Source organism: Parasynechococcus sp. (genome assembly GCF_045559935.1).
Taxonomy (GTDB): domain Bacteria; phylum Cyanobacteriota; class Cyanobacteriia; order PCC-6307; family Cyanobiaceae; genus Parasynechococcus.
In genome coordinates this window covers 393,142-405,354 of the sequence record NZ_JBJLJL010000010.1, presented here as the reverse complement: position 1 = coordinate 405,354, position 12,213 = coordinate 393,142, and the positions used below count along the sequence as shown (strand labels likewise).

At 63.9% G+C, this 12,213-nt stretch carries 17 protein-coding genes; 7 read left to right on the top strand and 10 right to left on the bottom strand.

Annotation, left to right across the window (positions count from 1 at the left end; translation table 11 throughout):
- The first annotated feature begins 5 nt into the window (after window positions 1-5).
- From ACJ0G7_RS12130 to lipA, 4 genes are all read left to right on the top strand, one after another.
- Window positions 6-1,523 carry a vanadium-dependent haloperoxidase gene (locus tag ACJ0G7_RS12130; protein WP_407396317.1) on the top strand — a complete coding sequence of 506 codons (1,518 nt, stop codon included), beginning with the start codon at window positions 6-8 and terminating at the stop codon, window positions 1,521-1,523.
- 65 nt (window positions 1,524-1,588) lie between these two features.
- Entirely contained in the window at window positions 1,589-1,771 is a 183-nt protein-coding gene (locus tag ACJ0G7_RS12125) for a hypothetical protein (protein ID WP_407396315.1), read from the top strand.
- Between the two features lie 134 nt (window positions 1,772-1,905).
- Window positions 1,906-2,109, top strand: coding sequence for a response regulator transcription factor (locus ACJ0G7_RS12120; protein WP_043691542.1), 204 nt, complete (start codon window positions 1,906-1,908; stop codon window positions 2,107-2,109).
- A 164-nt stretch (window positions 2,110-2,273) separates the two neighbouring features.
- Window positions 2,274-3,173 carry a lipoyl synthase gene (lipA, locus tag ACJ0G7_RS12115; protein WP_407396313.1) on the top strand — a complete coding sequence of 300 codons (900 nt, stop codon included), beginning with the start codon at window positions 2,274-2,276 and terminating at the stop codon, window positions 3,171-3,173.
- Here the strand turns inward: lipA and ACJ0G7_RS12110 are convergent.
- Complete coding sequence (locus ACJ0G7_RS12110) at window positions 3,158-3,682, bottom strand: hypothetical protein (protein WP_043691539.1); 525 nt, start codon at window positions 3,680-3,682, stop codon at window positions 3,158-3,160. The two genes, lipA and ACJ0G7_RS12110, sit on opposite strands and share 16 nt — an antisense overlap.
- A gap of 204 nt (window positions 3,683-3,886) precedes the next feature.
- The gene (locus ACJ0G7_RS12105; RefSeq protein ID WP_407396311.1) at window positions 3,887-4,864 is read right to left on the bottom strand and encodes a DUF952 domain-containing protein; all 978 of its coding nucleotides are present in this window, start codon (window positions 4,862-4,864) and stop codon (window positions 3,887-3,889) included.
- 57 nt (window positions 4,865-4,921) lie between these two features.
- On the opposite strand from ACJ0G7_RS12105, the gene ACJ0G7_RS12100 reads away from it, so the two are divergent.
- Window positions 4,922-5,071, top strand: coding sequence for a hypothetical protein (locus ACJ0G7_RS12100; RefSeq protein WP_156957083.1), 150 nt, complete (start codon window positions 4,922-4,924; stop codon window positions 5,069-5,071).
- On the top strand, window positions 5,071-5,256 hold the full coding sequence (locus tag ACJ0G7_RS12095; RefSeq protein ID WP_043691531.1) for a hypothetical protein: 186 nt from the start codon (window positions 5,071-5,073) through the stop codon (window positions 5,254-5,256). The genes ACJ0G7_RS12100 and ACJ0G7_RS12095 overlap by 1 nt, the downstream gene beginning before the upstream one ends.
- Here ACJ0G7_RS12095 and ACJ0G7_RS12090 read toward each other — a convergent pair.
- The 8 genes from ACJ0G7_RS12090 to lysA form a co-directional block, all read right to left on the bottom strand.
- Window positions 5,211-6,197 carry a rhodanese-related sulfurtransferase gene (locus tag ACJ0G7_RS12090; protein ID WP_407396309.1) on the bottom strand — a complete coding sequence of 329 codons (987 nt, stop codon included), beginning with the start codon at window positions 6,195-6,197 and terminating at the stop codon, window positions 5,211-5,213. The two genes, ACJ0G7_RS12095 and ACJ0G7_RS12090, sit on opposite strands and share 46 nt — an antisense overlap.
- Window positions 6,194-7,060, bottom strand: a complete 867-nt coding sequence (locus ACJ0G7_RS12085; protein ID WP_407396308.1) for a PfkB family carbohydrate kinase — start codon at window positions 7,058-7,060, stop codon at window positions 6,194-6,196. Before ACJ0G7_RS12085 ends, ACJ0G7_RS12090 begins: the two co-directional genes overlap by 4 nt.
- 5 nt (window positions 7,061-7,065) lie before the next feature.
- Window positions 7,066-7,308, bottom strand: a complete 243-nt coding sequence (locus ACJ0G7_RS12080) for a hypothetical protein (protein WP_043691529.1) — start codon at window positions 7,306-7,308, stop codon at window positions 7,066-7,068.
- A gap of 29 nt (window positions 7,309-7,337) precedes the next feature.
- Complete coding sequence (locus tag ACJ0G7_RS12075; RefSeq protein ID WP_407396307.1) at window positions 7,338-7,589, bottom strand: hypothetical protein; 252 nt, start codon at window positions 7,587-7,589, stop codon at window positions 7,338-7,340.
- Window positions 7,590-7,656: 67 nt separating this feature from the next.
- Complete coding sequence (bioB, locus tag ACJ0G7_RS12070) at window positions 7,657-8,649, bottom strand: biotin synthase BioB (protein WP_407396306.1); 993 nt, start codon at window positions 8,647-8,649, stop codon at window positions 7,657-7,659.
- Window positions 8,646-9,428, bottom strand: a complete 783-nt coding sequence (locus ACJ0G7_RS12065; protein WP_407396305.1) for an isoprenyl transferase — start codon at window positions 9,426-9,428, stop codon at window positions 8,646-8,648. Before ACJ0G7_RS12065 ends, bioB begins: the two co-directional genes overlap by 4 nt.
- Window positions 9,425-10,264: a diadenylate cyclase CdaA gene (cdaA, locus tag ACJ0G7_RS12060; RefSeq protein WP_370593972.1), complete on the bottom strand. Its 840-nt coding sequence runs from the start codon at window positions 10,262-10,264 to the stop codon at window positions 9,425-9,427. Before cdaA ends, ACJ0G7_RS12065 begins: the two co-directional genes overlap by 4 nt.
- A 13-nt stretch (window positions 10,265-10,277) precedes the next feature.
- A complete protein-coding gene (lysA, locus tag ACJ0G7_RS12055; protein ID WP_043691516.1) occupies window positions 10,278-11,657 on the bottom strand; it encodes a diaminopimelate decarboxylase in 1,380 nt (459 codons plus the stop codon).
- Window positions 11,658-11,672: 15 nt separating this feature from the next.
- On the opposite strand from lysA, the gene rimI reads away from it, so the two are divergent.
- On the top strand, window positions 11,673-12,158 hold the full coding sequence (rimI, locus tag ACJ0G7_RS12050; protein WP_407396304.1) for a ribosomal protein S18-alanine N-acetyltransferase: 486 nt from the start codon (window positions 11,673-11,675) through the stop codon (window positions 12,156-12,158).
- Window positions 12,159-12,213: the final 55 nt, after the last annotated feature.

Here is a 12,213-nt window from a genome sequence, read left to right as displayed (position 1 = left end):
CCGCGTTGGACGCTGTTGCGCTGAACGGTGCTGACTTCGGGACCCTCAACCCCGACCCACAGCCGACGGTGGTGGCCCGATGGAACGAGCTGGCTCTGCAGGCGATCCGGGCGGATAAGCCCGTGCCAACCGTGATCACGCGCGCCCTGCATCTGGCCCACGCTGCGATGTACGACACCTGGGCGGCGTTTGATCCCATCGCCAAGGGGGCCTACACCGATCTGCGACGCAGCAGCCTGACTCCTCAGCGGACGATTGAACGGGCGATCAGTCATGCGGCGCATTCCGTTCTATCGACTGTGTTTCCCCACCACAGCGATCGATTTGATGACCTGCTGGAGCAGCTTGGCTTCGATTCAGCTCGACATCCGATGGCGCGTTTCGGCCGCCAGGTTGCCGAGTCGGTGCTGTCAGCGAGGGCTGAAGACGGCTCCAATGCAGGCAACGGATACGACGATCCGTCGGGCTATGCCTCCATCAATCAGGAGGGAAGTGGGGAGTTCGATCCCAACCGCTGGACTCCGCTGCGAATTCCCAACGGCACGGCCGTGGATGAGAACGGGATTCCCATCGCCACGGATGATCCCTCGACCTACACCCTGCAGAGTCCGCTGACCCCGCACTGGGGCGATGTCACCCCCTTTGCAATCAGCGATGGTGCCGCATTCCGTCCGGTGGCCCCCCCTCAGCTGGGTGATTTTTCGGTGTACACCGACGCGACAGGCTTCACGTCCACCAACGATGAGGCCTACAGGCGCCAGTTCACTGAGGTCGCCGCCATCAGTGCCACGCTGACTGCCGAGCAGAAAGCGATCGCTGAGTACTGGGCGGATGGGCCTCTCAGTTCCACACCTCCGGGGCACTGGAATGAATTTGCTCATGATCTTTCAGCCCGCGAGGAGTACGGCCTGGCAGATGACGTGAAAATGTTCTTCGCCCTGAACAATGCGTTGTTTGATACCGGTATCGCCGTATGGGATGCCAAATATGCCCACGATTATGTTCGCCCTCAGACAGCGATCCGTCATCTTTTCGAAGATCAGGAGATCATCGCCTGGGCTGGACCGAACAAGGGATCGCAGACCATTCTCGGTCAGGACTGGCAGCCCTATCAGGATGTGACCTTCGTCACGCCTGCCTTCCCTGAATACACATCGGGCCATTCCGGCTTTTCATTCGCTGCCGCAACGGTGCTCGAGGCTTACACCGGTTCAGATGTGCTGTTTGATGGACACAGCCGCGGGGTGCAGGATCTGGATGGTGATGGAGAGCGGGATCTGATTGGTGCCTGGTCGACGGATGAGTTGTCCTTTGAGGAGTACGACGGAGACACGATCCGTCTGAGCTGGAACACGCTCTGGGATGCGGCGGCGCAGGCTGGACGCTCGCGTCTGTACGGTGGGATTCATATTCAGGACGGCGATCTCCGAGGCCGTGCCATGGGTCAGCAGGTGGCGGAAACGGTCTGGGGTCAGACGGAATCCTTGTTTTCAGGTTTCGGTGAAACCTCTCAACTGATCTGACTCGCCGTTGGTCCCCCCTGCGGATGTCGTGTTGTCTGAATCATCACGTCAGTTGAAGGATGTGGTTGGGTGCATCCAGCAGTGAAGCTGATGACGTCCAGCGGAATTTCGATCTTCTCTACTTCGAGCCGAAGGGACGCCTGTTCTTCAATGAGAATGGAGTTGAGCGCGGTTTTGGAGACGGGGGCCTTCTTTGCACCATGAAGAATGCCGGTGAGATCACAACCGATCAGATCGCTCTGGTCTGATCCCGTGGAGCCTGAGTCCGGTCGTTGGTTCAGCGAGCTCTCAGGGAATCCTTTCCGGCCCCTCAAGTCCGCGCTGAATGCCATGAGGACAGTGGAGCCAAGGGTGAGAACCCTCCCAATCACACCACTGAACCGTGACGACGACGACGCTGACCTCTCGAGAAAGCGCTGTACTCCAGCTGCTCTGCGAGGGATGTTCGAACCGAGAGATCGGGCGGGAACTTCATATCGCTGAGACCACCGCCCGGGACTACGTTCAATCCGTGATCCACAAGATGAACACCCGCAACCGCACCTCGTGCGCGGTGGAAGGAATCCGGCGGCGACTGGTGTCCTGACGCGGCAACAGCAATGAGTTTTGTAGCGGAAATCACACTTCCCTGAAATCAGGGCGACATTGAACTCGCCGGTGGCATCGCTCCGGGTGGGTTCACCCTCCTGGCCACCGGCTCCCACCATCCGCTGCCGACACGGTCAGAATCAGGGCTGGTCAGCTCACTGCATGAGCAAGTACAGCGCCATTCCCCCTGCCGAAAGGCTTCCCGAATGGCTTCGCCGCCCGATCGGGAATGCTTCTGACCTGGAGCGGGTTCAAGGCCTGGTGAAGCAGAACAGGTTGCACACGATCTGCGAGGAGGGGCGCTGTCCCAACCGGGGCGAGTGCTATGCATCCGGCACGGCCACCTTTCTTCTGGGGGGATCGATCTGCACCCGCAGCTGTGCCTTCTGTCAGGTCGAGAAGGGGCAGGCGCCGATGCCGGTCGATGCCGGCGAGGCCGTGCGAGTGGCCGAGGCCGTGGAGGCGATGGGGTTGCGTTACGTCGTGCTCACCGCCGTGGCCCGCGATGACCTCGACGACCATGGCGCCGGGTTGTTCACGTCCACGATGGCCGCGATCCGGCAGCGCAATCCGCTTGTGGCCATTGAGGTGCTCACCCCGGATTTCTGGGGGGGTGTCACGGATCAGGAGCAGGCCCTGGCGGCGCAGCGACAGCGGCTTGCCACGGTGCTGGCCGCCGAACCGGTGTGCTTCAACCACAATCTGGAGACGGTTGAGCGTCTGCAGGGTGAGGTGCGACGCGGAGCCACGTATCGCCGTTCGCTTGGACTGTTGGAGACGGCCAGGACGCTTGCGCCGCGGATTCCCAGCAAGTCCGGGCTGATGCTCGGACTCGGCGAGACCCGGGATGAGGTGATCCGTGCGATGCAGGATCTGCGTCGTGTCGACTGTCAGCGCCTCACACTGGGTCAGTACCTGAGACCCTCCTTGGCCCATATCCCAGTGGCCCGCTACTGGACGCCCGAGGAATTCGCGGAGCTGGGGGAGGTCGCCCGGGAGCTGGGGTTTGACAAGGTCAGCAGCGGTCCTCTGGTGCGGAGCAGCTATCACGCGGCGGACTGACGCCAGCGCTGCTCGCTCAGGGTCAGAACCGAGCAGCAGTCCGCACACATCAGAACTCCGGCACCGCCCCACACCAGACGCAGAGGGAGATCCACCGGCGCTGCTGCCACCTCCCGCACCGGTGTGAAACCGCGCTGCCGGAAGTAACGCACCAGCCGTCTGTGCTGGCGGTCGTCGTCACGAATGGCCAGAAGCCTGGCCCGGCGGCAGGGGGTGCTCTCCAGAGCCCAGGCCATGGTTGCGGCCCAGATCAGGTCTCCGACTCCGCTCGGAGCTGAGGGCAGCACCCGCATCGTGTCGAGTTGCAATCCGCTGATGGCGGGGTAGGCCCAGCCTTTCAGTTCCCCGAGCAGTCGTGGCGGACCATCCGATTGGCGTGATGCCACCACGAGCCTCAGGGCCCAGAGCCCGAGCGGCCGATTCAGCCTGATGCGCAGCAGCAGTCCTCGGTCGCTGGCGTCCGATTCCAGGTCAGCGAGTTGAGGAACGTCGGCACATCCGGATGTCATGGGCCTCCATCAGGGCCGAGGTCGACGCCCATCGTCGTAAGGAGCAGTGCTCCAGCAGTCTCTTCAGTTCCCTGCCGGTCCAAAGCAGCGCCGTCTGCTGGGAGGTCTGCGTCTGGGGATGCATCAGATGCCATCGACCAACCCGTCATAGAGCCCCTGCGCCGTTGTGCAACCCCTGGACTGTCACAGTGCCACTTGCTGGTCTCATGCTGCTTCTTGGTCGTAGCGATCCGCTGAGATCACAGCGTCCAGGGACAGTGCTCCGTAGAGGTGTGGGAAAAGCTCCCCGGTCGGAACCGCGTCAGCCCGCAGTGGGGCGGTCAGCTGGGCAGGGTCGATCCGAAGCAGCAGCACGTCTTCTGCATCGGCGTAGAAGCGATCAAAGGTCGCCTTCACCTGCTGTTCCCACGAGCAGTGAATGAATCCCACTTCGTCAAGGCGCATGCCCCTGGTGGAGATCCGGTAGGAACCCTCTGCCCTGGCCATCCGCCAGTCTTCGGCGAGGGCCAGATGGAACAGGGGTTGATCGCTCGGGACCGGCACAGCATCGGCAGGGAACAGCGGTTGAAGCCCCCCGGGACTCCAGGGATCAGCCCGCTGCATCAGGCGCTCGAACATCGGATCCTCGAGAAAGCTCCGAAGCCAGATGCGCAGAGGGGCCAGCTCGGCATCCGCGTCGAAGTCCTCCGGATCGGCGATTCGCCATTGGCGAACAAAGGGCCAAAGGGCGCCGTCGGTGACGCCCATGCAGGGTCCGCTCAGCCAGCCCCGCGCCGCAATCCGTTCACTCCAGCGCTTCAGGATGGAGATCCCCGCATGGCGGTGGTGCTCGCGCCGCTCTCCTGGATAGCGGTCGGTGTACTTGAAACGATCCAGGTGGTGCTTGAACGGGCCATCGTTCTCACGGATCAGATCCGCGCTGCCTTCGCCCCTCTGCAGCAGATCGCGCGGATCCGCCTGCTCAAGCGCCCAGCGCATCACCTGCAGGCTCTCATCGATCACCTGCCCGCCCTCGAGCACCAGTACCGGAACGGTCCCTTTGGGTGACACCGTCAGCATTTCCCTGGGCTTGGCCTTGAGTTCGATCTCGCGCCAACGCACCAGAAGCCCAGCCTGCAGCAGGGCCCAGCGCGCCCGCATGGCGAACGGGCAGCGCCGGAAGCTGTAGAGGATCGCGGTCATGGTCGTGCGTCTTTCGGGCAGATGCGCAATGCTGCCCCTGGAGTGTGCTCCACGCCCATGCGATGGCTTGTCCCGATCGGAATCCTCGCCTGGATGGCAGGGCTGTTTGTTGCGCATCATGCGATCCATGCCGGTGGCTGCATGACGGAAGCCCGATGGGCGTCGCAGAACGATGAGGTCTACGACCGCGAACTGGAGGTGGAGTGATGGCCCGCAAACGCATCTCATTCCGAGATCCGGTCTGGCTGATCCCGATGGTGATCGTGGTGCTTGCCTGTTCCGTGCAGACCTTCCACCTGGTGCAGCACGCCAAATACTGCAAGAGCAACGCGGAGTGGACCTCGATCTACGAGCAGAAGGCGGAGGATGCCCTCGATGAGGACGACAGCTGATCGATCTGTTTCTGGCGCATCGTGAACCGTTCCCGGTCGCTGTCGCTGAAGCGATCGATGCAATGCAGGCACTGCACTCCCTTCACATAACTGGGCAGATCCCGTTGCTCCGGTGACAGGGGCAGCCCGCAGGCGTGGCAGAGGCTGTGGACTCCAGGTTCCAGCTGATGGTTGAGCGCCACCCGCTGATCGAACACGAAGCATTCACCCTGCCAACGGCTGTCCTCTTCCGGCACCTGTTCCAGGTACTTGAGGATGCCGCCCCGCAGATGGTGCACCGGGCCGAAGCCGCTCTGCTGCAGGTAGCTGCTCGCCTTCTCGCAGCGGATGCCACCGGTGCAGAACATGGCGATCCGCTGCGGCTGTCGCTGCGCGATCAGTGGGCGCAGAGTCCGCTCCGCCCAGTCAGGGAAGTCGCGGAAGCTTTCCGTGCCTGGATCGAGGGCTCCTTCAAAGCTGCCGATCGCGGTCTCATAGCTGTTCCTGGTGTCAATCACCAGCGTGTCGGGGTCATCGACCATGCCGTTCCAGTCCTGTGGATCCACATAGATGCCCACGCTGGACCGTGGATCCGCTCCGGCCACACCCATGGTCACGATCTCCTTCTTGCGTCTCGCCCTGAACCGTCGGAACACAGGCCTGTCACTCCAGCTGCACTTGACCTCGAGCCGCTCGAACGGCTGAGCCCCCAGCGCAAGTCGGTCGCGCAGTCGGGTCAGCAAGGCTTCCACGCCCCGCGCAGGCCCGCTGATCGTGCCGTTCACCCCTTCCTCGGCAACCAGAACAGAGCCGAGCACATCCCCCCGATGCGCCAACGGCGGCAGCTCAGCAAGAATCGCCTCACGCCGTTCGTCGTTCAAGGGTGTGAAGGCGTAGAAGGCTGCCACCATCAGCCGGTTCATGCCGCAGTCCGGCCCTTCATGATCAATCGTTCCGTTCATGGGTTTCGGATGATTTCGGCGCTGATGACGCTGGTGGTTCCGTAGGGCCCGAATCGTGTGGCGCACGCAGCCCCGCAGCTGGCTCCCAGCTTCACGGCCCGCGTGGCGCTCCAACCCGCGGCGAGTCCTGCCGTGACTCCGGCCGCGAAGCTGTCGCCGCACCCATAGGACTCCACCAGGGGAGCATCGGGTGCAGAGGCTGCATAGCGGCCACCCGGTCGCAACCAGCCTCCATCGGCTCCCTCCGTTGCGATGACCAGAGCTGGCGCGGGGTCCAGAGCATCCTCAGGAAGCTGTTCTCCCGGATCGAGGCCACTGCCGATCAGGGCATCCAGCTGGACGGCGGCTCCCTGCAGGACGGGCAGGCGCAGCCGTGGTGTTGCCGTCAGCACCCTGGCAGCCCGGGCACGGCGAAGGCCATCGGCATCCGTCGCGGAGACGAACACGCCATCACAATCCTGCAGCAGCTCCCAGGGCAGGGAATCCTCTGCCGTCGGCGTCAGTCGTTCGCCGATCACCGTGATCGCCCGATCACCGGTGTGGTCCACGAGGCTGAGGCCGCGGCGGCTGGGCTGATCTCGCCAGGCCACGTGGGGATCCACTCCAAGTTCCCGTAATCGCTCCACACTCCGTCGTCCGATCGCATCGCGACCGAGGGCCGTGAAAAAAGGCACCGTGGTTCCGGTCAGCCGTGCCAGCTGAACCGCCACAACGGCACCGGCTCCAGCCGGTTCCTCCAGACTGCGGGCGGCCCGGCTGATCAATCCCGGCCGAGGCAGGGCATCGACCTGAAGGAAAGTCACCCATTCCTGATGGCCGATCACTGCCAGCTTCACCGGCGGGAGGCCGGATGCGGCTTGCATCAACATCAGTTGTCCCGTCGGGTATCGATAATCCGGGCCAGCTCCAGCACATAACCCGCCGTGCACCAGCGTCCATGGCTGCGAGCGCGGTTTTCGGGGTCGGACCGAATCTCCGCGGTTTCGGCCATCAGCAGATCGAGCTCCCCCTGGGGAAGTTCGTAGAGATCCTGCAGTTCCACCTCACGGCCGAGCAGATGGCTGCGAAACCATTTGCGTGACTGCTCCTGGGCTGGAATCTCTCGCGGCATGGCGGAACTCCGCGGGGGGATGGCGTGATTCAGAGGATTCCGAGGGGCCCCTTCTTCTTCTTGCAGTAGCCGGCGCCGATGTTCACCCACCCCTCCAGACATGCCTCGCCGTTGGTGGGAGCCACCTCGTAGTAGACGGGCGAGACACACGTGGTGCCCAGGGTGTTCACATAGCCCATGGGGCATTGGTCATGACCGGCAGCCTTGGGAATCTCCTTCTGAGCGAGAGCCGCTGCAGGAGCCAGCAGAATCGGCAGCAATGCCAGAAGGAACGAACGCATGACAGGGGAGTGAATGCAGTTCTGTCTTAGCTCAGGGCGCAAGCCAGGCTCACGAATGCGTTGCTTCTCAAGGAGCGCAGCTGACGGGGGATTCCGCGTTCTCCTGCCAGTTGGCCTGCACCCCTGCATCCCTGAGCAGCTGCCGGTCGGCCTCCACATCCGGATTGCCGGTGGTGAGGAGGGTGTCGCCGTAGAAGATCGAATCAGCTCCGGCCTGCAGGCAGAGGATCTGGGCTTCCCGGCTCATCGATTCACGCCCGGCGCTGAGCCTCACGCGTGCGCGGGGCATCAGGATCCGCGCTGTCGCCACCATCCGAACCAGGTCCAGTGGCTCGAACGGAGCCTGGTCCTGAAGGGGCGTTCCTTCCACAGCCACCAGACCGTTCACCGGAACACTCTCCGGATGGGGATCCATGCCGGCCAGCACCTGAAGCATTGAGGCGCGGTCTCTCAGCGATTCGCCCATGCCGATGATGCCTCCGCAGCAGAGGGTCACCCCGGCTTTCCTGACCCGTTGCAGGGTCTCCAGCCGTTCCTGGTACGTGCGGGTCGAGATGATCCGGTCGTAATGCTCGGGGCTGGTGTCGAGGTTGTGGTTGTAGGCGGTGAGCCCGGCCTCGGCGAGCCGTTCCGCCTGTCGGTCGGTGAGCATGCCTGCGGTCACGCAGGCTTCCAGGCCCAGCTCGCGCACGCCCCTCACCATCTCCAGCATCGCCTCGAAGGGGGTGCCGTCACGGATCTCACGCCAGGCCCAGCCCATGCAGAAGCGGTCGGCACCGGCCTGCTTCGCGGCCCGTGCCCTCTGAAGCACGGGCTCCACCTGCATCTGAGCATCGAAGCCTGTGACGTCGCTGCTGTTGTGGATCGACTGAGAGCAATAGGCGCAGTCCTCTTCGCAGCCCCCGGTCTTGACGCTCAGCAGCGAGGCCAACTGCACCTTGTAACCGGGGTTGGCTTCCCGGTGCACGGCCTGGGCCTGCCACAGCAGCTCCATCAGGGGCTGCCGGAGGAGGGCCAGGATTTCCTCGGTGGTCCAGTCGTGGCGCAGGGTCAGCGTCATGGCGAAATCGGATCCAGGCCCCCGAAGCGGCGTTGACGGCTCTGATAGTCCAGCAGGGCTCTGGTCAGGGCTTCAGGGCCGAAATCAGGCCAGAAGACGTCGGTGACATGGATCTCCGCGTAGGCCAGTTGCCACAGCAGGAAGTTGCTGATCCGGTGTTCACCACTGGTGCGGATCAGCAGGTCGGGATCCTGCTCGCCGGCGGTGAACAACTCAGCCGCAACGCTGTTCTCATCGATTTGCAGGGGGTCGAGCTCGCCATCTGCCGCCCGCTGGGCGAGCCGCTGGGCAGCGCGCACCAGCTCGCGTCGTCCGCCGTAATTGGTGCAGACGTTGAAGTGAATGCCATCGTTGCCGGCCGTCCGCTCGGTGGCATCGGCGATCAGCTCCTGCAGTTTTTCCGGCAGTCCTTCCAGATCGCCCAGGAAACGGATGCGCACCTGTTCCTGCTCCAGCGACCGCAGCTCCTTCTGGAGAACGCGTTCAAACAGAGTCATCAGGAAATTCACCTCATCGCCGGGCCTCGCCCAGTTCTCCGTGGAGAAGGCATAGGCGGTGAGAGCCTTGATGCCCCAGTCGCTGCAGAGGCGAAGCGTCGATTTCAGGGCCTCCACCCCAGCGCGGTGACCCATCACCCGCGGCAGGCCGCGGGACTCGGCCCAACGGCCGTTTCCGTCCATGATCACCGCCACATGGGATGGAAGCCGAGCGATCTCAAGCTCCGGCGGGCAGACGGAACGGGGAGCGGCGTCGGTGCTGGCAGCCGGTGGTCGGCTCAAGACAGCGATTCTGACGGGGAGCTCCCCACCGTACGTCGTGCAGGTGGCAGGGCCTCCGCCGTGCTGAACAGTTCGCGCAGCAGCTCCTGCAGACGACTGCTGGTGATCGGACGTTCCAGACGGCCCTGATTGGCAAGGGAGAGGGTGCCGGTCTCCTCGGAGACGACGATGCAGATGCAGCGGTCAAAGCGTTCGGTGATCCCGAGCGCCGCGAGGTGGCGTGTGCCGTAGCGGCTCACGCTGTGACGGGACAGAGGAAGAATGACGCCGGCCGACTCGATGCGATTGCCTCGCACCAGCACTGCACCGTCATGGAGCGGTGTGTCGGCGGCGAACAGGTTGAGCAGCAGCTCCCGGCTGAGCTGGGCTCCGATGGTCACCCCTGGATTGAGGAAATCCTCCGGACGCAGATCGCTGCCCAGATCGACAACGATCAGGGCTCCGCGGCGTTGCTGGGAGAGTTTTCCTGCGGCGTCGGTGATGTGGGCCACGGTGCCGGCTGTGGCACGGAACTCCTTCTGGGGATTGCCCAGCAGCACAGCAAGCCGGCCGGTGCCCAGAAGTTCCATCAGCCGACGCAGTTCCCCCTGCCAGAGAATCGCCAGTGACAGGGAGCAGGCGAGAACGAGGGCATCCACCAGCTTCGAGGTGAGCGGCAGGTTGGCGAACCGCTGCACGAACCAGGCGGTGGCCACGAGGAACAGATAGCCGCGCAGCAGCCAGAGGGTCCTGGCCTCGTTGACCCGCGAGAACAGCAGAAAACCGATTGCAGAGGCAAACAGGACGTCGAGAACAAGGCGCGGATCCACCACCGCCAGCACGTTCACCCCGCCCATCTCCCTGCTGCCATCAACGTACCGCTCGGAAGCGCTCCGGCAGCACGTCGTAGCGCAGCAGGTCATCCGGCTGCTCGCGCTTCTGAACCAGCTCAGCCGCTCCGTCATTCACCACCACCGCAGCCGGGCGGGGGATGCGGTTGTAGTTGGAGCTCATCGACGCGTTGTAGGCACCGGTGGCGAACACCGCGACGATGTCGCCACTGCTGGTGGTCGGCAGATTGAGGTCCTTGAGCAGCACGTCGCCCGACTCACAGTGCTTGCCCACCAGGTTCACCGTTTCAGTGGCTTCCGCCAGGGGGCGGTCCGCCAGGCAGCAGGTGTAGAGAGACTGGTAGGTGATCGGCCGTGGGTTGTCGCTCATGCCACCGTCGATGGCGACGTAGGTGCGCACTCCCGGGATCGTCTTGCGAGACCCCACGCTGTAAAGCGTGATGCCTGCCGTGGCGACCAGAGACCGCCCCGGTTCGCACATCAGACGGGGAAGCTCCAGATCCCTTTCTCGGCATGCCGCGGTAACGCCCTCCGCCACCACCTTCACCCAGTGGTCGATGCTCGGCGGGTCATCGGTTTCCACATAGCGGATTCCAAGGCCACCCCCCACGTTGAGATCGGTCACCGGGTGGCCGAGCCGCCGGGCCAGGCCGAGGGCATCCGCCATCACCGCGGCCAGGTCGCGATGGGGCTCAAGCTCGAAGATCTGAGATCCGATGTGGGCATGCAGACCGGTCAGTCGCGCCCAGGGTTGTCCGACCAGTTGCTTCAGCACCGACTCCAGCAGGTCTGGATCGAAGCCGAACTTGCTGTCCAGATGTCCGGTGCGGATGTATTCGTGCGTGTGGCACTCGATGCCCGGGGTGAAGCGCAGCATCAGGCGTGCCGGTTCGCCGCCTGCTGGCACCAGCTGCTCCAGCCGCTCGAGGTCGTGCTGGTTGTCCACCACGATCGTCACGTCGTTGTCGTAGGCGAGCAGCAGTTCCTCATCGCTCTTGTTGTTGCCATGCAGCACCATCCGCCGACCGGGCATGCCCCCCTGAAGAGCCGTGAGCAGCTCACCGGCGGAGACGGCGTCCAGTCCCAGCCCCTCGGCCGCAGCGATGCTGCTCATCAGCAGAGAGCTGTTGGCCTTGGAGGCGTAGACCGGCAGCGACTCTCCCGGGTAGTGCCGTTGAAGGGCGTCCCGGTAGGCGCGGCAGGTGCTGCGCAGGGTCACCTCATCGAGGACATACAGCGGTGTCCCGTAACGCTGCGCCAGTTCGCTCAGCAGGCAGCCGCCAACGAGAAGCCTGTCCTGATCATCCAGCTCCGTGGTGAGGGGCGCGAGATTGCGGTTGGGGCTGCTCGGATCCCGGGCCGCTTCGTAGGGCCTTGTGCTGGCGATGGTCTGAGTCAAAACGGACCGGCGTAGATGGGCAATGTAGGAATCAGAGCTCCCCGGAACGGTTCAGCCATCACCGTCATCGAACTCGACACCTCCTGGTTGTCGGCCTGTCTCGACCTGGATCAACGCTGCCTGAGGGGACTGTGGAACGAGGAGCAGTGGCGCCGTGAACTGGAGGAGCCGCAACGGCTGTGTCTTGGGCTGATCGAGGGGGAGCGCCTGCTGGGTCTGGCCTGTGGCTGGCTGGTGGTCGATGAGCTGCACATCACAGCGGTGGCGGTGGATCCGGATCGACGCCGCTGCGGTCTCGGCCGTTCGCTGCTGGACGCCCTGTTGCAACGGGCACGGATGGAAGGGGCCCGGCACGCCACGCTGGAGGTCGCCAGTGACAACACTGCCGCTGTCGGTCTCTACGACTCCCATGGATTCCAGATCGCCGGTCGCCGCCCCAACTACTACCGAGATGGCCGAGATGCCCTGATCCAGTGGTGTCGGCTCACGCCAACGGGATAGCCAGCTGACCGATCTAGATGATGTTCGGTTTCCCGTCCTCGGAAGACAAAAAAGC